Source organism: Chitinophaga vietnamensis (assembly GCF_902167635.1).
GTDB lineage: Bacteria > Bacteroidota > Bacteroidia > Chitinophagales > Chitinophagaceae > Chitinophaga > Chitinophaga vietnamensis.
In genome coordinates this window covers 544,502-566,849 of the sequence record NZ_CABHMS010000002.1, presented here as the reverse complement: position 1 = coordinate 566,849, position 22,348 = coordinate 544,502, and the positions used below count along the sequence as shown (strand labels likewise).

Annotated in this window: 13 protein-coding genes; 1 reads left to right on the top strand and 12 read right to left on the bottom strand. The window is 52.9% G+C overall.

The genetic code is table 11. From position 1 onward, the window contains the following. Positions 1-19: 19 nt before the first annotated feature. The 6 genes from FPG75_RS06535 to FPG75_RS06510 form a co-directional block, all read right to left on the bottom strand. A complete protein-coding gene (locus FPG75_RS06535; protein ID WP_143305962.1) occupies positions 20-2,635 on the bottom strand; it encodes an ROK family protein in 2,616 nt (871 codons plus the stop codon). Between the two features lie 12 nt (positions 2,636-2,647). Then, positions 2,648-3,388, bottom strand: coding sequence for a GntR family transcriptional regulator (locus tag FPG75_RS06530; protein ID WP_143305961.1), 741 nt, complete (start codon positions 3,386-3,388; stop codon positions 2,648-2,650). A gap of 105 nt (positions 3,389-3,493) precedes the next feature. After that, on the bottom strand, positions 3,494-5,773 hold the full coding sequence (locus FPG75_RS06525) for a hypothetical protein (protein ID WP_143305960.1): 2,280 nt from the start codon (positions 5,771-5,773) through the stop codon (positions 3,494-3,496). Positions 5,774-5,785: 12 nt separating this feature from the next. Then, entirely contained in the window at positions 5,786-8,287 is a 2,502-nt protein-coding gene (locus FPG75_RS06520) for a hypothetical protein (protein WP_143305959.1), read from the bottom strand. A 15-nt stretch (positions 8,288-8,302) separates the two neighbouring features. Continuing rightward, entirely contained in the window at positions 8,303-10,108 is a 1,806-nt protein-coding gene (locus FPG75_RS06515) for a RagB/SusD family nutrient uptake outer membrane protein (RefSeq protein WP_143305958.1), read from the bottom strand. A gap of 18 nt (positions 10,109-10,126) precedes the next feature. Then, on the bottom strand, positions 10,127-13,249 hold the full coding sequence (locus tag FPG75_RS06510; RefSeq protein ID WP_143305957.1) for a SusC/RagA family TonB-linked outer membrane protein: 3,123 nt from the start codon (positions 13,247-13,249) through the stop codon (positions 10,127-10,129). Between the two features lie 172 nt (positions 13,250-13,421). Between FPG75_RS06510 and FPG75_RS06505 the strand changes: the two genes are divergently transcribed. Further along, positions 13,422-14,303 carry an AraC family transcriptional regulator gene (locus FPG75_RS06505; RefSeq protein WP_143305956.1) on the top strand — a complete coding sequence of 294 codons (882 nt, stop codon included), beginning with the start codon at positions 13,422-13,424 and terminating at the stop codon, positions 14,301-14,303. Here FPG75_RS06505 and FPG75_RS06500 read toward each other — a convergent pair. From FPG75_RS06500 to FPG75_RS06475, 6 genes are all read right to left on the bottom strand, one after another. After that, on the bottom strand, positions 14,290-14,697 hold the full coding sequence (locus tag FPG75_RS06500; RefSeq protein WP_161596695.1) for an L-rhamnose mutarotase: 408 nt from the start codon (positions 14,695-14,697) through the stop codon (positions 14,290-14,292). The two genes, FPG75_RS06505 and FPG75_RS06500, sit on opposite strands and share 14 nt — an antisense overlap. Positions 14,698-14,709: 12 nt before the next feature. After that, complete coding sequence (locus FPG75_RS06495) at positions 14,710-16,260, bottom strand: SLC5 family protein (RefSeq protein ID WP_143305954.1); 1,551 nt, start codon at positions 16,258-16,260, stop codon at positions 14,710-14,712. A 16-nt stretch (positions 16,261-16,276) separates the two neighbouring features. Then, on the bottom strand, positions 16,277-17,449 hold the full coding sequence (locus tag FPG75_RS06490) for an enolase C-terminal domain-like protein (RefSeq protein ID WP_143305953.1): 1,173 nt from the start codon (positions 17,447-17,449) through the stop codon (positions 16,277-16,279). Further along, on the bottom strand, positions 17,450-18,340 hold the full coding sequence (locus FPG75_RS06485; RefSeq protein ID WP_161596694.1) for an aldo/keto reductase: 891 nt from the start codon (positions 18,338-18,340) through the stop codon (positions 17,450-17,452). It abuts the gene before it with no gap. A 94-nt stretch (positions 18,341-18,434) separates the two neighbouring features. Then, on the bottom strand, positions 18,435-19,658 hold the full coding sequence (locus tag FPG75_RS06480) for a glycoside hydrolase family 27 protein (RefSeq protein ID WP_143305951.1): 1,224 nt from the start codon (positions 19,656-19,658) through the stop codon (positions 18,435-18,437). A 4-nt stretch (positions 19,659-19,662) separates the two neighbouring features. Next, a complete protein-coding gene (locus FPG75_RS06475; RefSeq protein ID WP_143305950.1) occupies positions 19,663-22,329 on the bottom strand; it encodes a glycoside hydrolase family 38 N-terminal domain-containing protein in 2,667 nt (888 codons plus the stop codon). Positions 22,330-22,348 lie beyond the last annotated feature (19 nt).

The following is a 22,348-nucleotide window of genomic DNA, read 5'->3' as shown; positions in this document are numbered from 1 at the left end:
AGTTCAGTTTTTCATATCATCAGCAACATTCGTCTTTCACGTAAGCCACTACCAGAAAGGCCTTGCCTTGCCCTTCGTAGTGAACGTTGTACACGGGCGCCGATGCCGGCGCCACGAATGTTTCTGCAAAGTGGAATATTTCATCAGATACCGGCGTATGCACCCTTACCGCATCGCCTGCTACCAGCATACAAACGTGGCATTGACCATTGGTAGGTATCGCTATGCTGCCGGTAAATTCGTAGCGGTCTACCGTATAAAAATGAACCGGGTGCGTAGGCAAATGCACTTTGCGCCCTTGTTCCCAGGTAGCTACCGTTTCCGGTTTAGCTATCAGTTCCTGCTTTACTTTCTCTCCCTTGCGGTCGAAATACAGGTTATTGAAAGCGTGCGTAATATTGATGGGACGTGGTTTTCCATCAAGGCCGGGCCGCAGCCAGTCGTACATTTTAAAAGTGAAAATGTAAGGCGTGCTGCTGATCTCCAACACCAGGTTATTTTTTCCTGAAGCATGTACGGTGCCGTTGGGGATCAGGAAAAGATCATGTTTTTGTGCCGGATGCACCTGCACATATTGCTCCGCCGCCAGCGGGATGCTGCGTTCCTGCGCATCTTCCAGCGCCTGCCGGAACTGCTGCGGATCGATGTTTTCCTGGAAGCCGAGATACACTTCCGCATCCGGTGCGCAATCGAGGATGTAATAAGTTTCGTCTTGCGTGAACGACTCTCCAAAATGTTCACGGATATATTCCGTACGTGGATGGCATTGTATGGAGAGATTGCCGCCGTTGAAGGTATCGAGGAAATCGAAACGTATCGGGAAGGCAGCACCGAAGCGGGCAGCGGCTTTGCCGAGCAGCTTTTGATGATCGTGGTACAGGAGGAAATCGAAAGAGGTTTCCAGCAAGATACCATCGTGTTCGAGCACGATGCCATTTTCAGGTGTGATCAATTCGAAAGACCAGGCATAATTGGGAGATTGCGGGTCGAGCCCGGCGAGATGTTGTTTCATCCACTGGCCGCCCCATACGCCGGCTTCAAACCAGGGGCGCGCCCGGAAAGGCTGATGCAGCATAGCTTCCAGCGCTTCGCGGAAAGCGGCGCCGGTGGTCCAGGTGATATCGTGCACACGTTGTTCGTCTACAATGAAAGCTATTTCGGGCAAGAGGCCGGCTTTGTGCTCATTGAGCGCGGGCCAGTCGGCGAAGTAAAAACGTTTATACATCTGCACCGGATCATCCGCAGCGGCAGCCCCCAGGTTGGTGATGCTGCCTGCGCGCATGCGGTACTGTATTTCATTCTTGGGCACATCGAGATAGATGAGCAGGCCATCCCAGCCGCTCAGCGCGGCGCCGGTACCATAGACGATATTGATATCAGCTGCTTCATCCGCATGTAACATGCCCAGCTTAGACGTGTCAAAAAAATCGCGGAGCGTGCCGGTGAATTTTTTCCCGAATACGGGATCATCGCCATTGAGCGATGCTTGCAGCATCTCGTCTATGCTGGCAGCGGGTTTCAGGCAGGCGCTCACATCGTACCAATAAGCGGTGCGGCCTTGTTGCTGCAAGGCGGCGCCGAGCCGTGTGCGGAAAGGCTCCCACAGCACGCCGCCGTAGCCGTCTATCACAACATATTTTGCATGGGCGATCTGCGCGGCGAGCGTATCGAATCCGCTATAGATCGCTTGTGGCGTATGAAAAGAGGGAAAGATATCATAGCCGCCGGCCGGTGTTTTGTGCACCGGCAGCAAGGGCTGGTTGGTTTTCCTGAAATGCGTTTGTTGCGTTGTTTGTGCTGTTGGTATCATGCCTGCGCCATTTATGATCAGCTGTTCTGTATCGTCCGTAAAAATTATTTGTGTGTGCAGATGCCGCCGTAGCTGCGGAGCGAAGAGGTGTTGCGCCTTTGCGATGCTGCCGCCGATCACCAGGGTATCGCAGCGGAACCTTTCGATCCATGGTTGCAGGAATGCGCAAAGGTTGGCCGCAAAGGTATCAAACAGCTGCGCCGCTGCTGGTGGATGTGCTGTTACCAGCTCTTTCACGGAGGCCACCTTTTCTTCTGCCATCCTCTCAAATGCCTGTAGGAACCAGCGGGTGGAGAAGTAATCATCAGCGATCCCTTCTTTAAATGGCTCGCAATAAAAAGCTGCCTGTGCGGGTATGTCGGGATGCGCGTGCAGCAGCTGGCCATCGGCGTAGAATGCAGAGCCGAAGCCGGTTCCCAGCGTCAGGAAGATACAGCGCGCGTTGCCGAGCTGCATTGCTTCATGACAAGCGGCGGCAAAGCAATGGGCATCGTTGGCGAAGCCTATGGAGAAGCGGTTATTAAAAGCGGCTTCCAGTGCGGCTTTCAGGTGCAGTCCGAAAGTTTTTTCAAATTTGTTGCCTACGCCGCTGATGGCGCTTACGCCCTTTCCATAATTAAAAGGGCCGGGGAAGGCAATGCCAACGCTGCTTACCGGGTAGCCGGGCGCCAGCAGCGTATGGATACAATCTTTTATGGTTTCCACAATAGTGGCAGCATCCGCATGACTGTTGACCGGCCGCGTAACGCTATGCCCGCTGATGCCTGTCAGCGCCGCGCTGATATGGCTGCCACCCACATCCATCCCGATACGGTACTTATTCATTGTTCACTGTTCTTATTGTGGCCGTTTGATCTCTATGCTATAAGTAAAGCAATCGGCGCGATACCAGCAGATGTTGAACTCTACCGGTTTTCTGCCCGCGTCGAGCACTACCCTCCTTCTTTCCAGTACAGGCGCGCCTTTGGTGATCTGTAGCAATGCGGCGATCTTTTCGCTGGCGGCAATGGCCCTGATCTCTTCCTGTGAGTATACCGGTACGATATGATGTTCGGCATCCAGCATTTCGTATAGCGGGCGACTGAAATCATCAGCTTCACTGAGGCCGGTGCGTGGATGGAAGAAAGATTCGAAATATACCATCGGCTTCCTGCCGGTGCTGCGTATACGTTCGAGGCATACGATGGCGGTGGCGGGCGCGATCTGTAATTGCTTTGCGGTATCGGCATTGGCTTTCACGGTGCTCACCTTGTGTTTGAGCGTTTTAAACGGGATGCCTTTATCTTCCATCTCGTGCGTGAAGCTGTACCAGCTGCTGAGGTCTGTGGTGATCTTCTTTTTCTTCACGGTGGTGCCGGAGCGCTTCCTGCGTTCGAGCAAACCGTCTTTCACCAGGTTGGCGATGGCCATGCGCAGGGTGTTGCGGGAGATGCCCCAACGTTTGGCCAGGTCTGTTTCTTTCGGAAACTGGTCGCCTTCGCGGAAGTGGTTATCGCGGATCAGTTTGCGCAGCTGCTCCTCCGCCTGCTGATGCAAAGGCGTGCGGCTGTCGTGATCCAACAATGGTATTTTGTTCATATGTGCGAACATATTACTTTTTTACGAGCCGGAAAAATTTAAAATAAAAAACCTCCCGCGGGCGAACCGCAGGAGGATTTGAGCTCGTATCTCTTAATCATTGGTTCACCTTATAGTAGCAATACCTTGTGGGGTAACGCGCACCTTTATACTTTGCCCTGCCGGCACATTCACATGCGGCCAATGCACGAATGCCGTATAATCCAGTGGCAGCGCCGCCTGCCGCGATGTTTCCGCCATCACGGACACGGAGGCGTCAAAGGCGCTTGGATTGGTAAGCGACAGCACCATGCCAAGGGCATCTCCCGACAACATATTTGCTTTTACATGATCAAAAACAAATACTTCTTTTTTATCGGTGTTGATATAAATACCGGGAATCTCCAGCGCCATGAGCATGCCATTGGTTTCTGTCCAGGAGTTGCGGGTATTGATGAAATTACCCGTAGCGCCCTTCCCTTCTGCATCGCTGGGCTGGATACGCTCCATGGAGGAACCGGTGAGGTAGCGTGTGGTGAGATGCCCGGGCATATTCACCGCTTCGGCATGCGCATGCTGGATATCGCGCAACAGTGCGGCATAGGCAGGATTGCCGGTGGCGCGGAATAATTTAAAGAGCGCGTCGCCGGAAGAGGTGCAGATACCAGGTGCGGCGTGTTTGTTCTGAATGCTGGCAAATACGGCGCCGGCCATATGGCAGCCCAGGCGCTGTATCTCGCTACCGGATGGAAAAACAGGATCATAGGAAAGCGTCCATGTAGCACAAAGGGCAGCCTGCGTTTCGGCCCTCTCCAGCCATCGACGGTCCTTGCTGTGGTAATACATGGCCATGAGCGATTCGAGGAAAGCGAATGCCGATTCAGAATTGGCATCCTGCGAAATATCCCCGCAGTCGCCTCCTGTGAGGCCCTGCTTTTCAACATCACGGAGGTAATAAAAGGCGGACGCATCTTGCGCGATCGTCGTCCATTTCCTGACGTGGAAGTAGCGGGAAGCCAGGACCAGTCCTGCCGGTACAATGGCGCCCGCGGTGGAATTATATACGGCTATCTCCCCCGTTTCCGGAGCGATATACTGACCAAATTCGTGATGTGCCTCCCAGCTGTTGGCAAAGGCTGCTGCAAGCCGCTGTGCCGCCTGTTCCCAGGCCGGCTTGATAGTATTGCCATAACCCTGCGCCTTCAGCAGCAGCAAGTGCTTCATGAGCCAGAACAACACATCGCCATTCTTCCTTACCATGGCCTGCAAAGCGGGAAAGGCAGGATTCATCTTTTCCGGGCGCAGCGCGCCATCAGCGGTGATACCGCCATAGAAGTAGCCGCTCTTGCCCTGTAATTTTGCAACAACAAAATCCAGCTCTTCTGCTACATGTTGTCTTTCCTTTGCGTCGTTCAGCGCGAGCATGGGGTAAGTATTCATCATGCCGCTCACCCACCCTAACTGAAAATCGTTGTTGTTTTCCGGCTTGTAATAGCTGCCGGCAGGCGCCTTCACGAAATTGCCTTTGCAGATGGCAGCGGCAGATTGCAGCTCCTGGCTCATAGGCAGGATATTACGCGGATCGTTGGGCGCGCTCAATGCTTTACGCACCTGCATGAATTTGTTCAGCAAGGCAGGAATATTGACTGCATCGAATACCAGCATCCGGAAATGCAGCGCTACACTGTCGCCCGCCTGCCAGTCGGGCGCCCGGTCGCCGCTCGGGTGAAAATCGCCGAAACCGGCCGCCAGTTTTCGTACAGCCGGCGCCGTTATCTCTATGGTACAGCTGTCCTTTCTGCCGTTCTCCATGATATTAAGGCCGCTGTTGCCAAAACGTGTTTGCTGGGTAGTCAGCAAGATGAAGCCTTTTTGCTGCGCTGGCGCGAAGAAACAAATGGCCGGCGTAGCTGCATTGCCCGTTTGCAGGGCGATGCACGAAGCTTGCCCGCTATCGGGCGACAGCTGCGGGTTGTTGGAGATGGTGAGCGGCACGGCAGGATTGTAATACATATCCGCCGGATATGGCGGGTTGTAACCATTACCGATCACGCGGTAGCGATTACCATTGTACACGATGGCCGGCGCCAGCACATAGTTACGCGGGCTCCACCGGCTGAAATCCAGTGATACTGCCAGCGCCGTTTGCGAGGCGGCGCCTGCTGTTAGCGTACATACCATTTCAATGTCCGCTCCGTCCTTCACCGGAGTACTGGCTATTTTCAGCCGCCATGGCCCGTTACCGGAAGCCGGCAACTGCTGCATTGCTATCAGTTCCGTGCCCTTAAAATGCCGTACGCTCACGCGCAAGGCGCCGTGTAAATCTTCGAGGAGCGTTTCGCTACCTCGTTGTGCCATGCCGCTCGTGCTAATGCCTAACAAGGCCAGGAGGCCGTACTTTCTCATCTGCCTTATCTATTATATTTTCTCTGTTGATGCGATCGTAGTGCGTACCCATTCCATGCTGCCACCACTACCGCTATATGTAGCTTCGATGGCTGTCAGGCCATCCAGGGCTTCCGGCAGGATCACTCTCAGGCTGTTACGGTTGGCATCAGCGATATATAACTGATGCTGTTTGCAGATAATGAATTGTTTATCTGTCAGTGGCTGATCGATCACGATCTCGCGCTTGCCATTTTTCAATATCAATTTATTTACCACTGTGCCTTTCTGCAAATGCAGTCGTATAGACCATTCCAGCAGTTTTCCTTTGGCGGGGAGCTGCAACTGTTGGCCATTTCTATCCAGCGGCAACTGTTCCAGCCGGTCTTCTTTCAGGGTATAAAGCGTATAGCCCTTACCGTGCTTTTCCAGGTGAAACTTGCGGTCGAGCTGTTTCAATTTGGCTTTGAGTGCAGGCGTGAATATGTTTGCCGCCCTGGCATCTTCCCAGGTGCGGAAAGCATCGAAGAAAGCGGCTTTCTCCCCGCTGCGCTCTACTGTTTCCTGGCTCAAACCCAGCATGTACATGGCGTTCCAGCCGATGGCCTTGGCCTGTAAATTCTCTCCGTCATATAAGCTCCAGGCGGGAGAGAAATTGATGATGCCAAATGTAGCGGGGAAATAATTGCTCTCGAACACATAACGCATATCTTTCCCTTCAATGCCCCATTTGTTGTGCACAGGATCAAACATATGATCGCCGCCGCCCACATTGCAAACGCTCATATAGTGCCAGTTGCCTTCATACACGCAGGAGCCCATCACGCGAAGGTAGACGCCGCCGTTTTGATGATAGGTATCGAATAATTTCCGGAAGAACTGTTTGAAAGAATATTGTCCGTGACCTTGATAGATGCAGCTTTCCAGGCCATCGAAATCGATATAGTCCATACCGCCTTCGGTAAGCCAGCGGCCATAGTAAGCGGCATAGTTTTGTTGCAGGTGCATATCCGGCGCAAAGCCGCGGTAGCAGTTGGGTTGCAGCTTCACAATGGTATCGCCGGCCTGGTGCGCGCTCCTGGCGCTGCCGTAAAGGCCGCGCTTCACCTGCTGAAAGGTATAGGGGTAAGTAGTGGTGATGCCATTGTACCCGATCAGTTCTTTCCCGATCTTCAATACATTGGTATGATTGCCTTCCCATCCGCCAAACTCGTTGAAGTACGCGGTATCTGCCACACGGATCAGCGTATCTGCTACGCTGATCGCCTGCGTAAGCACCGTTCGTTGCATGATGGCGAGACTGTCGCTGGGAACGGGCGCTACATCGCTGTTATTATCCGGTTGCAGAAATTCGCAAAGGGTATGCAAGCCATAGCGGATACCTTTGGCTTGCATGGCGGCGCCGAAGGCTGGAATCGTCATCGCAGCGCTATTGAGGCTGATCTTTTTATGCCCCCAGCGATTAGCGGGATTGGGATAGTATTCGCCCCAGCCCTCATCCTGCACCGCTTTCACGCCCAGTTGCGCAGCATAGGATGCAAGACTGTCGTGCGTTCCCCACCAGGCGATATCCGTCCGGAAGGATGCCGGATCCTTGATCCATTTGCCTTCCATCGTGGGATGCGGCAGCCCTTCTTTCAATACTATTTTTTCTATTGTCTGGAGTCCTAATGAATCAGGACAAGCATACAGGGCAACGGCGCTTCCTTTGAAATCCGCATCCACCGGCAATACCAGCTGGTAACGGGCGGAATTGTAGCCACCGTCGAGGTTATCGGGCAATACCGGGAAGCGGATCATCTGTTCTTTCCGGCGGTTGCGGGCGTGCATACAGATAGCGCTACCGAAGGCAGGCTCCAGCCAGGCGGCATTGCCATAGTTCATGCGGAAATATTCTTCCGGCTGTGAATAGAAGGCAATATCATTGGTACCATCGCCACCGATCTTGAAAGTTTGTCCTTCCCTGAGATGCGGTGGCAGCGGGTATTTCACCGGGTCGGGGGAATGGATGTAATAGTAGGTAACGGGCATATCGCCATCAGTTGGCGGCCCGCTGGTGGTGTTATCATCCAGCGCCATCATACCGATGGCGAAATGATCATCTCTCACCACCCCGATGATCTCGCCAATCGTTTTAGCGATCGTGGTATTATAAGGTCCCCACACGATGTTGTCAACACCTTCCCCATGTTGTATGTTGATGAGCTGTAGTTTCAGGTAGCGATCTTTGGGCGCCACGCTGACCCTTGCGGTGATATTACCGTCGTAGCGCAGTTCCACTTCCTGGCGCGCATCATTGAACTGCGCGGCTTGTGGCCGGAGTACGGCCTTGCCTTTATAGAGGCTTAGCAAAGCAGATGGCTTGCCGGAGAAACAATATTCTTTCTTCGTCTTCTTGTCTTTGATCGAGATAATCTCTCCTTTCGCATTGATGGCGATGGTGGCATATGCCGTCTGAAAAGCCTTCTGCTGCGCGGTTACGCGCAGACAGCAGGCCATCATCATCATCACTGTTATAAACCGTCGTTTTATCATAAAAAATAATTATCCTTACTGTAATGGATCGAAAGATCCTCCCCATTCTATATTCTGTTGCAGCACATTTTTAGATTGCGACAACTGCGATGGCGGTATGGCATAGAACCAGTGGTGGAGGTCCAGGTTGAATTTGAATGCGGGATCGCCATCGAGGTTATCGATATAATTAGCGGTAAACTTCGCTCTCACGGCGGCGCTCATGATATTATCGGTTGGCGATACCATCATACCGTCTTTGAGGGTGATATAGAGTCCATGCCGGGCGCCCTGACTATTGAGGATATCAAAGCGTTTCCAGCGGCGGAGGTCACCGAAGCGTTTATTTTCGAAGGCAAATTCCACCTGTCGTTCGCGGATGTAGGCTTCGCGGATATCTGCCTGTGCGGCCGCGGTGATGCCATAGTTACCATCAGCGTTGGCGCTGATGCCGGCGCGCTGGCGGATGTTCTTCAGCACCTGCAAGGCCTCTGCTGGTTTATTGATTTCATTGGCACATTCACCATAGTTCATCAGCACTTCGGCGAAGCGGATCTCGGGCCAGTCGATCTGTGCCTGTCCGCCCAAACCGGCTGTCACCGTAGTATCCAGGCCTTTGCGATCGAAGAAGCCGGTAATACCGGGATTGCCGGGCATACCGGGATGTATCACATTGAGGATATTGACATAACGGTTGCCGGCGGCATCATATCTCCATACATTCCAGAAACTGTTTCCTTTAACATATATCGGCGCAAGCTCGTCGGGAGCGGGATACGGGGTACCGCCAACGAAGATGGTCGTATAGAAACGATCATCGCGGTTGGTATAAAAATCCGTGAGGAACTGTGCGTTATAGGCGGGCGCCAACAACTGGTTCTGATCGAACTGCATGGGCGAGCCGTCGCGTTTCGGGAATGCCAGCAGCAGCGACAGCAAAGGCTGGTTATTGTTGGAAGCGTCTTTGGTCAAGGGTTCCGGGCGAATGCCGTTGAAATTATTCGGGTGACTGGGATAGAAGAACTGGTTGACCATGATCACCTCTTTATTTTGTTTCTGGTACCAGAGGTTACGGTAAGAAGGATGGAGCATATATCCTTGCGCTACGGCATAATCTACTGCGGCTTTGTTGGCGTCGTAGGCGGCCTGCCAGCGGGCGGCGCTATTGGAAGGATTGAAGAGCGGGCTGGCATAATGCAGCAATACCCTTCCTTTGAAGGCCATGGCCGCCACTTTGGTGATGCGGCCATAGTCTGCATCCGGGTAAGCGCCGGGCAGCACGAGGATGGCGCTGTCGAGGTCTTTTACGATCTGCGCCATGCACTCCGATGTTTTGTTGCGCGGCACGAACAGAGAATCGATATTGGCAGCAGATTGTGTGTGCAGGATGAGCGGTACGCCTCCTACTGCATTCACCATATTCCAATAGGACCATGCGCGCCAGAAGCGTGCTTCGCCCGCCAGTCGTTGCCGGGTGCCATCCGCTATCACGCCGGCTGGAACTGTAGCCAGTTTGTCGAGAAAGAAATTGATCTTGTCGATGCTGTTGTAATTAAGACTGGAAGTAGTGGTGGACACTGTTACGATCCCTCTTAAATAATCAGAAAGGGATTTAGCGGTGGAGATGCCTTCATCGGATCTGTCGCCGTTAAAGGGCCATCCTGGCATCAGGCCGCCGTAGATATCGCTGAGGAATGCTTTGATCATCGTAGAGTCTTTCCAGACGTTGTCCGGATTCAGGTTGCCTGTGTTCACATAGTCGAGCCCCTTGCGGCAGGACGTAATGCCCGCCAGCAGCACAGCGCAAAGGAATACCGGTATATATCTTTTATTGGATCGCATAGTTGTTACATTTAGATGTTAGAGCGTTATGTGCGCGCCGAAGTTGAAGGTTTTCATAATGGGATAAGAGAACCCGTCCACCATTTCCGGATCATAGAACGCTTTGTTGAATTTGCTGATCACAAACAGGTTGGAGCCGGAGAAATAAAATTTTACGCCTTGCAGTCCGATGTGTTTAACCACGCTTCCCGGCAGTGAATAGCCCACGCTGAGGAAACTGAGGCGGAGATAGGCGGCATTCTTCAGCCAGAAGGTGCTCTGGTCGTTGGTAACGCGGCGCGTATCATCATTGGCGGAATAACGGATCGGCAGAGAAGCGTTGGTATTAGTGGGCGTCCATCCATCGGTGTACCATTTTTCCCACATTCGGTTCCATTCCACGTTGCCATCAACCAGGCTGTTCACAAAGCGCCACTGGTGCATTCTGCCGCTGAAAGAGGCGCTTACGGAGATGCCTTTCCATTCAGCGCCGAAGTTGAGGCCGAGGTATACCGGGTTATTATTTGGCTTCACCGCTTTCAAATCCCAATCGTCGATGATACCATCAGGTTTACCATTCGGACCACTGATATCCTGGTATACGATCTGTCCGGGTTTGGGCGTGATGCCGTAATAGGTATAGCCCGGATGCGCCGCCAGGAAAGCGTCTACAGCGGCCTGGTCGCGCAGGATACCGATCGCTTCGCGCGTTACGATCATATTAGTGGCATGCCCTACTGTTTTTTGATAGGGATAAGTGATGTTCTCATCTTTGATCACATATTTAGCGCCGCCATACGATGCATTGATATTGGCATAGTATTTCACTGCATGGTCTTTATTTTCATATCCCAGCACCAACTCCATTCCTTGCGCCCGCATCTGGCCATAGTTGCTGCTGGGCAGCGAACGGCTGAAAGTGGGCGGCACTGCCGCGATACGCTGACCGAGGATATCATATGTTTTCACATTATAGTATTCCAGCGTGGCGTTGAAATGATCCAGGAAATGCGCGTCTACACCGGCATTATAGCTCAATGATTTTTCCCAGGTAAGTTTCTCATTCACGATGGGGCCATAGGTGATACCGGCATTGGTAGCAGGGCTGGTGCCAAAGTAGGCGCTGTTGCCATTCTGATAAGATTGCTGCCACTGCCATCCGCCAACGAGGTCATTGCCGGTGAGGCCCACAGAGGCGCGCAGTTTCAGGAAATCGACGCGCGATTTTATATGTTTGAAGAAAGGTTCTTCAGAGATCACCCATCCTGCGGAGCCCGAGGGGAAAAGCCCCCAGCGCTTGTCGTAAGCAAAGTTCATAGATCCATCGTAACGGTAAGCGAAGGTAGCGAGATATTTGCCGGCATAATCATAGAAGGCCTGCCCTACCCATGATCTTCTGCCATTCGTCAACTCGGATCTGCCGCCAACATAACCATTGATACGATCGGTGCTGGTAGCCCACCACTGATCGGTGAGATACACCGGGAAATTATCGCGGCCTGCCTGTACGCCGCCACTTTTGTATTCATAGCCTTCATATATCAGCATGCCTTGCACATGGTGCTTCCGGAAGCTTTGCTCATAGCCGATCTGGAAATTATACTGCCCGAAGTTATACCAGTTATAATCTTCTTCCAGGAAGTTCTTGGATATCTGCGATGATCTCTTGAACGCGATCACATCTGCATCATCTGTACTGATCTGTCTTACGCCCGTATTCTTCATCACCCACATATTATATTGCGTTTCGAAGTACTTGCTGCGGTAATTGTTATAGGTTTTGTTATACTGCGCGCTGGCGTATAATCCCGGCACATGCGGCACGTGGTACGTCAGTTTCAGGTTCACGGCGGATTGCAGGTAGTTCTGTTTCAGGTAGCCGCCATCGCCTCTGGCTTCTGCGCCTACGTTACCGATCCAGCCATAATCGATCGGGTTGCCGTTCTTCGTCCATACGGGTTGCTCGGGTTGCCATAACAATTGTTTGCGGTACAAGCCATTCACATCATAGGAAACTGAGGACTGTGGCGGGCCGTAGGTGAGGTTGTTATTGAGCGACAGACCGGCAAACAATTGCAGGCTGTCTGTTACCTGCGCGGTGAGGTTGGCGCGTACATTATATTTTTCATAGGTGAGGTTGGTCATGGTGCCGCCTTGCTTGGTGTAGGAACCGCCCACGAAATATTTCACTTTGTCTGTACCGCCGCTCACGTTCAGGTTATGCGTGCGGATATAAGGATCTTTCCATACGGCATCCAGCTGGCTGTAACCCCATCCGTTGTTGATCTTTTTAAAATAATCGAAATCGGATGCTGTCCAGATGGAATTGGAATTGGGATTGATGCGGTTATAGATCTCGCCGGTTTCGATGGCGCTGGTGAGCGGCGCATTGCGTCCGCGTTTATCAAAGCCGGTATTAAAAGAGTAGCTGATCTTGGGGATGCCGCTCTTGCCGCGGATGGTGGTTACCACTACTACGCCGCCCGCAGAGCGGGAGCCGTACACGGCGGCGGCGGCGGCATCTTTCAATACGGATATATTATCTACTTCGTTAGGACTGAGATTATTGAAATCATTTGCGCTGCTGATCACGCCATCGATCACGAACAGCGGCGGCTGGCCGTTCCAGGAGCTGGCGGTTCTGATGTTGATGCTGGCCATAGTGCCGGGTATGCCGGAAGGCGTGCCGATGTTGACGCCTGGCATCTGACCGGCCAACAGTGTGGCCATGGAGGTGGTGGGCGCATCACGGCGTTCTTCGTTCACTTTCATGGTAGCCACAGAACCGGTGACCAGGGATTTCTTTTGTGTGGCGTAACCCAGCACCACTACGTCTTTCAGGTCGGAGGTTACTTGCTTTAACACAATATTCATCACGGTGTTGCTGGCGATGATGGTAAGAGGTTGATAGCCCGTCATGCTTACTTTTAATCTGGAGCCGAGCGGCGCCAATATCTCGGCTTTACCGTTGTTATCGGCAACGGCGTGTTTGCCAGCGCCGCCTATCTCCATGATGGTGGCGCCAGGGAGGCCTGTTCTTGTGGAATCTGTGATAATAATTTTGATGGCAGTAGCCTGCTTGTTCTGGCAAAAGGCGCTGCTGACGTAACACAGCAGGCATAGCAATGCCAGTATCGACATGAGCAATTTAGATTGGTTCATAGCTAGAATTGTAATAGGTGGTGAATACGAAGACGTCTCCAACAACTCGATCGCGGTACATGTAGCAATGATGTAAATTTCGAACTTGCGCAAAGCCTTTACAACCCCTTATTTGACCAATACCTATACTTTTTTTGCCGGGTGGAATGCTAAATAAGTATTACTTTTAGCTATGCAGTACATCTACGAGAATTTCACGTTCCCTGCCGACCAATCCTTTACCATCCGGTCAGAATTCCTGGAGATCAGGAAACACACAGCGTTGAAATCACATGTGAACTTTGAGATCGCCTTGCTGGAGAATTGCAGTGGCAAACGTTTTATCGGGGATCACATCCATGATTTTGAAGGTACAGAACTGGTGCTGCTGGGCAGTTACCTGCCGCATTGCTGGCAATATTATCACGTCATAGACCCGCAGGAACCGTCACAAGCTACGGTGATCCACTTCTTCCCGGATTTTCTCGGGCGGCAGCTGCTGGAAAAACCGGAAGCCAGGCAGCTCAACTCATTATTTGAAAAAGCCGCAAAAGGCGTGTTGTTCAGCGGCGCTACAGTATTACAGGCGCAAAGTATCATGAAGCAGATGCTCTATGCTTCCGGTCTTACGAGAGCTGCGCTGATGCTGCAATTGCTCGATGTATTGTCGCAGTCGCCGCATGCGGAAGTGCTCTCCTCCCCTTATTTCAATGCAGTAGAAAATTCCGGTGAAGCCAACAAGATCAATAAAGTGTTTGATCATATCTTCCGCCATTTCAGGGAAGAGATCGTGCTGCAGGATATAGCAGACCTGATACCCATGTCCTCAGCCGCATTTTGCCGTTTCTTCAAACGAAAAACCAACCGTACGCTGATTGATTTTGTGAAGGAAGTGCGCATCGGTCATGCCGCCAAACTATTGCTGGAAGGGCGCCATAATGTGGCCGAAGCCTGCTATCTGAGCGGGTATAACAATATCTCCAATTTCAATAAACATTTCAAAGATATCAAAGGCGTATCGCCGCGCGATTTCATAAAGCGTTACAAGGACCAGGCCGCGGCTATTCCTGCTTAAACTCGTAGAAGGGCTTCGCTTCTACCCAGGTCTCTCCTGCCTTTGTGCCGGCCACGCCTTGCTGGAACTGTCCCATGAGGCGGTTCCACTCCACACAACGCGGACTATATGATTCCGCTACTTTGCCCATCTGTTGCAGGTTAGCGCCGGCGGGCACTACGATCTTCATCACCAGCAAATGTTCGTAACGGTATAATGTAATTTTTTGATAGCCCGCTTTTTTGAAGCCGGCTTCTACTTCCGGCCATACCTGCTGATGATAGTGCAGATAGGTTTGCAATGCTTGCTCGCCCGGCATGATGTTCACCACAAAAACTTTTTCTTCCAGCTTCACCCCTTGCTTAGCGCAGCTGCAAAGGCAAGCCAGTAAAGCCATCCATAGAACTGTTCTCATCGTCATTTTTATTTATTTCAAAAACAGGTAGATCATTACCATCACCACCGCTAATATCGCCCATCCCATCCACACTTTCCGTGAAGCGCCGCCAGCAAGGTTTTCAGCTGCCGGCGGCAAGTGATCTTCTACGGTTGAATGTGACGTGCACAGGGTGACAGTTATCAATAAAGCTGCTAATCCGGCAAATAAATAAACGGATAGCACAAGGAAATGCGGCCAGAAACCTTTGTAGGGAAAGCTGAGGAGGTAGCAGATGCCGATCAGCAAACAGCTGCAACCACCACCGTATAAGGTAGTGATCACGGCTCTTCTGTTGGTCTTCTTCCAGAAAATAGCCGCCAGAAATACCACTGATAAAGGCGGCGCAAGGATAGACACCATCCCTTGCGTGATCTCGAACAGGCCCTTGCCTGAACACATGAAGATCGCCGCTACGCCGATGGCCAGCAAGGCTGCCGCCACCGTTACCCCACGCCCGATGCGCGTGCGGGCACGCTCATCGGTGCGGGTAAATTGCGCCACCACATCCAGCGTAAATACGGTACTGAATGAATTGAGACCGGATGATACGGTATCGATCAAAGCCGCGATGAGCGCGGCAATGCACAGTCCGCGCAAGCCGTCCGGCATCAGCTGTTTCACCAGTGTGATATAGGCATTGTCGGCGGTAGTGATATCGCTATACAGGACAAAACAGATCATACCCGGCAAGAGGAAAATGAGCGGTGTGATGATCTTCAGCATCGCGATGAACATCGCGCCATATTGCCCTTCCCGCAGGTCTTTGGCGCCGAGCAGCTTCTGCACGATCGTTTGATCGGCGCACCAGTAGTAGATAGCCACCACCGGGTAACCGGCCAGTATGGCCATCCAGGAGTATTCGTGATCGTCAGGGCTATGCAGGAGCTTCCAGAAATCCGGCGGCAAGGGATGCGCCGCGGCAGGCGCGCGTTGCATACGGAGGAAGGCCAGCACCGTCATTACCAACGAAGAGATGATGATGATGACAGATTGAAAGATGCCTGTACGCACCACCGCCCTGAAACCGCCTGCTGCCGTGTAACTGGTGGCAATCATGGCGATCAGCACCACGGCATATAGCAGGTGGCATCCCAGCACCTGCGAAATCACCAGCCCGCCCGCATACAGCGCGCTGCCCAGCCATACCACCAGTATCGACACCAGGCTATAGATCACGAGAAAATTATACGCGCCTTTTCCAAAGCGGTGCAGGAGATATTGTGGAATAGTGCTGATACCTGCAGAGAGATATTTAGGCAGGAAGAACATGGCCAGCAACAAGAGGAATATCCAGGCCAGCCATTCGAAATTAGCGCCCACCACACCGTGGGAGAAACCGAGGCTGGTCATGCCGATGAGCATCGTCGGGCCTGCGTTGGCGCTGAACATAGAAAAGCCGATCTGCCACCAGCGCAGCGAACGGCCACCCAGGAAGATATCCTGCCGGCCGGCCTTGCCCAGGTAAAAACCAAAGGAGAACAAGGCAACAAGGTAGATGATCAACACGGTATAGTCCACACCAGCGAGTAATACTTTCACAGGCAAAACTTAAAGATCATAATGATACAATTGGCAAATATTTTTTGACATTCTGCTTGTCCCAATTACAATGCTTCACAATTTTATTATCGCGCGCCGCCCGCTCCCAGTCGACCCGTACAGGCAGGCCTGCTATTTCCGGCAATACGAAATGTCCTTTCTTCCATTCGGGGCATACGCTGAAATATTGTTCCAGTCCCCGCATGATGGAATACATGTATTCCACTTCGCAGGCTTCGTCCGCCGTCGCCATCAGCGAGGCGGTGAATAAAGAGTAGCCGCCGGAAGAAAAGTCCACTCCTGTTTTTGCGGCGAGGTCGCGTACTTCCATCCACTCCTTCACGCCGCCGAGATGATTGGGCACCGGTTGCAGGTGCTTTACGCCCATGCTCACCAAGGTAGGAAACAGGCGGGATGTACGTTCGGATTCACCGAAGGAAATTTTCAGCGAAGTGTTTTTACACAGGATGCCGATCTGTTCAAATGCGGCGGAGTGGATCGGTTCCTCGAACCAGGCGATATTTTCTTCTCCCGCCATCTCTGCAAATTGTAATGCCTGTTCGCCGGTCCATATCTGGTTGGCATCTACTGCCAGCCTTATCTCTTTGCCTAAAAGGCTTCTCACGAACTTCACGCGGGCAATATCTTCTTTCATCACCGTGCCGAAAGCCTTGCCCACTTTCATTTTGTAGCAATCTATGCCGGCATCTGTGAAAAGGCGCACTTCTTTTTCCAGCTCTTGTAAGGTGTAGTTGGTGCCGCCGCCGCTACCATACATTTTTACAGTGTTGCGCTGTGCGTGCAGGTAACGGTGCAAAGGTACGCCTGCGCGGCGTGCAGCAAGATCGTGCAGGGCAAGATCTATCTGTCCTACCAGCGCTGCTGCCGGCCCCCTGAAGCCTTCGTTGCGGATAGACCAATATAACTGCGTGTATAGTTGCTGATATGGCGCCTTGTGGCTGTGCAGCAGGATGGGCAGCAGGCAGTTTTCAAGGATGTTGTTATAACTGCCATATACCGGCGCTTCGCCGATATATCCGTCTTCGTCTTCCAGTGTGATCAATGCCAGGCCAAAAGCAGGAAAAGGCCCCATGGTGGCATCTTGTATAGGTGTTACTGCCGGTGCGGGTTTCAGCTCCCGCAGCTGCACACGGATGATGTTGATGATCTGTTGGTCGATAGTATACAATTACATCAATTTAGCATGTTGACAATCCAATATATTCCGGTAAACAGTTTCCGGCAACGGCCCCTGGCCCAGTTCCGCCATCGTGCCCGATAGTTCCTCACTATTGGATGCGCCGATCACGATCCTGAAATCATGCGGAACGGATAAAAGGAAACGGTGCGCGAGCGCAGACAGCGGCATGGCCTGCGCAGCAGCGATACTTTGCAAAGCCCTGGCAGTGGCCAATGTGCGGGCATCCATCCAGGCGGGCGGCTGTTGCTGCCAGGCAGTATAATTGCTGCCAAGCAATCCCATGTTGAGCGGACTGGCAGCAAAATAATCCATACCTCTTTGGCGGCATTGCGGCAGCCGGTCTTTCAAAGCGGGCGCCCGACACGCATTCAGGCGGTTGAACTCCATGATCACATCAAAGATGCCGGCTGCAATATAGGATTCCAGCCATGCCGGGATATTACCACCCAGGCCGATGCGCCGCGTGAGACCTTGCCGCTTCAGCCGCTGCAACACGGTGATCGCTCCTTCTGCCGATGCAGGCGGCATCGCCTCGGGATCGTGCAGGAACACGGTATCCAGGGCTTCTACACCGAGTGTTTTCAGGGAGTTGTGCAGGCTGTTGAGCATGGCCGCTGCGTTATAATCATACTGCGCCTCATCTGCCGCATATGATCGCAGCCTGCCTACCTTGGTGCTGATAAGCGGCGCTGCGCCGCGCCATTGCCGCAAGGCCCGTCCGAGCAATGTTTCCGCATCGCCGTAGGCGGGCGCGGTATCCATCGCCGTGATGCCGTTTTCCAATGCCAACAGTATAGCGCGGACAGAAGCCCCTGCATCTATCTTGCCCCAAACGCCTCCCAGGCCTGCTGTCCCCAGCACAATACGTCCGGCATTCATCCAATTTCCAATTATGCGTGATCGAAAAAACTGTTGTTCCGAAGATAGCGCCGTGATCACCGCGCTACAACAACTAAATTGACTATAACCACTATTATTTTTGCCCCTCTTCCAAAATATATACCGCGCAATCATGCGCCGCCAGCGTGCCTTTCAGCGCGCTTACATTTTTGCCGCTCCATACTTCCTGTATACGGAAAGGTTGCCAGAGGTCAAGGTCTTTTTTCAGCTGGATATCGAAAGCGGCATTACTGGCGGCAGTATTAAACACACATACCGCGAAAGCATGGCCCTGCAAGGGTTTCAGCAGCACCTGCAAACTATCTCTCTTCAACACGGTAGTAGCTTGTTTGCCCAAGGCATCCTGGTTGATGGCGATCAGCTGCTTGTTGGTAAGGAGGCGCAGCGTTTCCGCATCGATGGTCCTGAGGTCCATGTTCACCATCAGCGGCGCGGCGAGCATGCACCAGAGTGCAAAATGCGTGCGGTACTCGGTAGTCGTGCATCCTTTGAAACGCCCGTCTACAGAGGAAGAGGAGCCTTTGCCATACAGGCCCACCATCAGCAGGTCGGGATCATTCCAGCCACCGGGGCCTGCATAGGGCGCGAGGTTTTCCTGTTGACGGAATATTTCCATCATGCCGGTGAGATTGGTATTGTGCGATTCCCATACATCGCGGCTATCCCAGGTGGTGCGCCACAGGTGGCCGCCGGCGGCGCGCGCCCAGAGCCAGGGCTTGCGCGGGCCCCATTCGCAGATAGAATAAACGATCGGGCGGCCGCATTTTTTCAATGCATCGCCCATGCGCGCGTAGCGCGCGAAAGCGGTAGTTACATCTTCCGGCGCATTGCAATAATCATACTTCAGGAAATCGATGCCCCAGCCTGCGAAGGTGCGTGCATCTTCTTCTTCAAAGTTGTAGCTGCCGGTAACGCCGCCACAGGTGAGCGGCGCCGCATCTGAATAGATGCCGAGCTTCAGCCCCTTGCCGTGCACATAGTCCGCGAGGTATTTCATACCATGCGGGAAGCGCTCCGGATCGGGATAGAGCTGATTGTGTTTATCTCTCCCACCCACCCAATGATCATCGATCACGAGATATTGATAGCCGGCGGCTTTCATGCCGTTGGCGGCCATGGCATCGGCCATATCTTTGATCACCTGCTCGCTTACGCGGGCCTCGAAAAAGTTCCAGCTGTTCCAACCCATCGGCGGGGTGAGCGCCAGCGAGTCCCAGGCGGTATAGCGGGCCTGTGAAAATGCATGCTGACAGCAAGCAAGTAGTAAAAAGAAAAGAAAGCGTGTAGTGATCTTCATATGTTTATTTCAATAAAATGCTGACAGGTTCGTTGGCGTGTATGTTCACTGTTATTTTGTCGCTCACCGCGAAAGGCTTGCCCAGCGGCTCTCCGCGCAGATCGCAATAGCAGGCGGTCTTGAAAGGATGATGCGCCGGTAAGGTAACGGTACACTGGCCATTGTTGCCCGCCTGTTCCCATAAGCACAGGATGGTTCCTTCCCCATCCGGGTTTTCGGCAAAGGCGGTGATCATCACTCCTTTCATGGATAGTTGCACGCCGTGCTCACGCGCAGGCAATTGGCCGCCCTTATTGTTCACCAGCACGGCTTGCAGCGGGAAGCGGTTTTCCGCTGCCGGTGTAATCAGGGACTGTTCGGCATCATAGTGATCTATGCCGCGCAGGTATATCCTGGCCGACCAGGACCCTTCCACCCATTCCGTGAAGTTAGTGCTCCACAAGTTATTATAAAGATTGATGAACACATTGGGTTGTTGTGGGATAAAATCCGGGGAATATTGCCAGAGGCCGGGCCTGTCGAGACTTAGGCCCGGGGCATCGGGAGAAGAGATGCTGGCGCCGGCGCCCTTGTTATCCATCACCGCCATACCGGTATGTAAAAAACCGTAGTCGTGATTGCTGCCTTTTACAAAATCAGTGGCAGGATCTGCGATGCCACCCAGCCTGCCCAGTTTAAACGAAGGATGTTCCACATTCAATGGAAAGCTGATCCAGCCTGCCTCCGGCCAGGATTCCGCAGGCTTGCTGTTGATGCTCCATAGCAGCTCCGCATCGGGCGAGCCGGCATGCAAGGTAATGGTAATGCTGTAGCGGTGCGGCATTTGCGCTGTTGGTTCAAAGAACATGGTGGCGCTTGCGCTTACAGGCGTGATAGTGAAAGCGGTTCTGGCGCTGCCGCCTTTCACCGTTACATGCGGACCCGCGCTGAGCTTGGGCCGCCCCAGCTCTGCATCTGCCCATTCGGTGTGAAAGGCTTTTACATAGCGTGCAGTATAGTTATCAGCGTCGGCTTTGCTGAAGCGCTCGTAAACATATTGCCCGAAACCATATTCACTATTGTGGTTCACCAGTTCGCGGCCGCTGCTTTTTTCAATGATGGATGCGATGGCGCCATGGGCAGTGTCCAGCTGGATACGGTAGTAAGCGTTTTCCAGCGTATGCGTGGCGGCATTCACCTGTAAATCAGTGCTGGCGGGCGTATCATTGAGCAGTACGTAGTTACTGTATCCCGATGCCGGAATATCTTTCGCCATAAATTGTATCACGTTATCACGACTGGATACCGGGATGATCTCGCCGGTGGCAATATCTTTCACAGCATTGCCGGGATTCCAGTCGGTACTTGTTTGTAAAGTCACGAGGCCGCTGCGCTGCCAGGGCAGCGGGTTGTAGACGAATATCCTTTTGCCGGCCACCTTGCATTCCTGCGCCAGTTCGCGGAGCTGGCGACGGAGATAAGGCGTAACGCTGTTCTCTGCCATGAACACCCGGTTACTTTTTTCTTTCCAGGATGTTTCCAGGTCATCGTACACGCCTTGTGCGCGTTGTTGTGTAAAGGCATCGCCATAGGCCCAGGCGCCGCTGCCAGCGTGGCTCATGGCCATGCCAAAGGTATGCTCGTTGAAGAGCAGGTTATTTTCGTAGGCGCGTTGCAGTGGTGCATGCAGGCTGTAGCCTTTGCTGGTCCAACAGCGGTAAAGCGTGTTGAGGGATTCCAGTGCCGTGATATCGGCGCCCACCTTGCGGTTGCTTTTCACTTCACGCGGCATGGACATAAAGCCATGTATCCAGGTATCGGGCATATCACCTTTTACGATGGGCAGCTGCGGATTTTCTTTCATGATGGCATCGTAGAAGTCGGACATGCGACCTATTCGCACACGGGCATTGGGCGCGCGTTTCCGGGCTTCGGCGATGATCCTGTCCACCTCCTGCGGAGATGGCGGGCCGTCGTTGTCATTGGTTTGCATCAGCGCCATCCATGTTTTATGCGGCCAGCCCGCGGGCGGTAGCAGGGAGGTACCGTAATATTTGGCCCAGTACATGGTCATCAGCTTTGATCCGTCGGGGCCCTGCCACCAGAAGAGGTAAGGTAGTTGCGGCGATTGCGAGGCGGGGTTGCAGCCGATGTGCAATATTTTTACGCCGGCATGTGTAAGTAAAGTAGGCAGTACCCAGGAATGACTGGGTACGTCCGACATCTTGGCGTCGCGGGGCAGTGGCAGATGTGCCTGCCGCGACAGATGAGAGGCGATGTTCATGCCGCGCACAAGCATTTCAGGATCGGCGGATTCTGTTTGCATGCTGAAAGGCAAAGCATGCACCGCGAAATTACCATTGGCAAAGGCGCGCCAGGCTTTTGCTTGCAAGGCCGGCTCGCTGCGTTGCAACATCTGTTCCATAGGCCATCCGGATACCGTCCAAACAAATTTGCGGTCAGGCGTCAACACCTTGCTCTTGTCCACCACTTCCAATGCATGCTGCACCATGGTGGTGCTGTATTTCTGGATCACTGACTCTGCAAAATCGGTATAGCCAATATCAAAATGAGTTTTGAAAACGACGATGATGTCTTTAACAACCGTATCTCTGGCTTGCTCTTCCTGTGCATGCACCTGTGCGGCGCATAGCGACAAGCCCAGCAACAAGGCGTGGAATCTGTATTTCATATAAAAGGCGTGTAGAATT

Coding starts and splice junctions, on each gene's coding strand:
- FPG75_RS06535 (WP_143305962.1), bottom strand. CDS start 2,635: ATGAATAAGTACCGTATCGGGATGGATGTGGGTGGCAGCCATATCAGC.
- FPG75_RS06530 (WP_143305961.1), bottom strand. CDS start 3,388: ATGAACAAAATACCATTGTTGGATCACGACAGCCGCACGCCTTTGCAT.
- FPG75_RS06525 (WP_143305960.1), bottom strand. CDS start 5,773: ATGAGAAAGTACGGCCTCCTGGCCTTGTTAGGCATTAGCACGAGCGGC.
- FPG75_RS06520 (WP_143305959.1), bottom strand. CDS start 8,287: ATGATAAAACGACGGTTTATAACAGTGATGATGATGATGGCCTGCTGT.
- FPG75_RS06515 (WP_143305958.1), bottom strand. CDS start 10,108: ATGCGATCCAATAAAAGATATATACCGGTATTCCTTTGCGCTGTGCTG.
- FPG75_RS06510 (WP_143305957.1), bottom strand. CDS start 13,249: ATGAACCAATCTAAATTGCTCATGTCGATACTGGCATTGCTATGCCTG.
- FPG75_RS06505 (WP_143305956.1), top strand. CDS start 13,422: ATGCAGTACATCTACGAGAATTTCACGTTCCCTGCCGACCAATCCTTT.
- FPG75_RS06500 (WP_161596695.1), bottom strand. CDS start 14,697: ATGAGAACAGTTCTATGGATGGCTTTACTGGCTTGCCTTTGCAGCTGC.
- FPG75_RS06485 (WP_161596694.1), bottom strand. CDS start 18,340: ATGAATGCCGGACGTATTGTGCTGGGGACAGCAGGCCTGGGAGGCGTT.
- FPG75_RS06480 (WP_143305951.1), bottom strand. CDS start 19,658: ATGAAGATCACTACACGCTTTCTTTTCTTTTTACTACTTGCTTGCTGT.
- FPG75_RS06475 (WP_143305950.1), bottom strand. CDS start 22,329: ATGAAATACAGATTCCACGCCTTGTTGCTGGGCTTGTCGCTATGCGCC.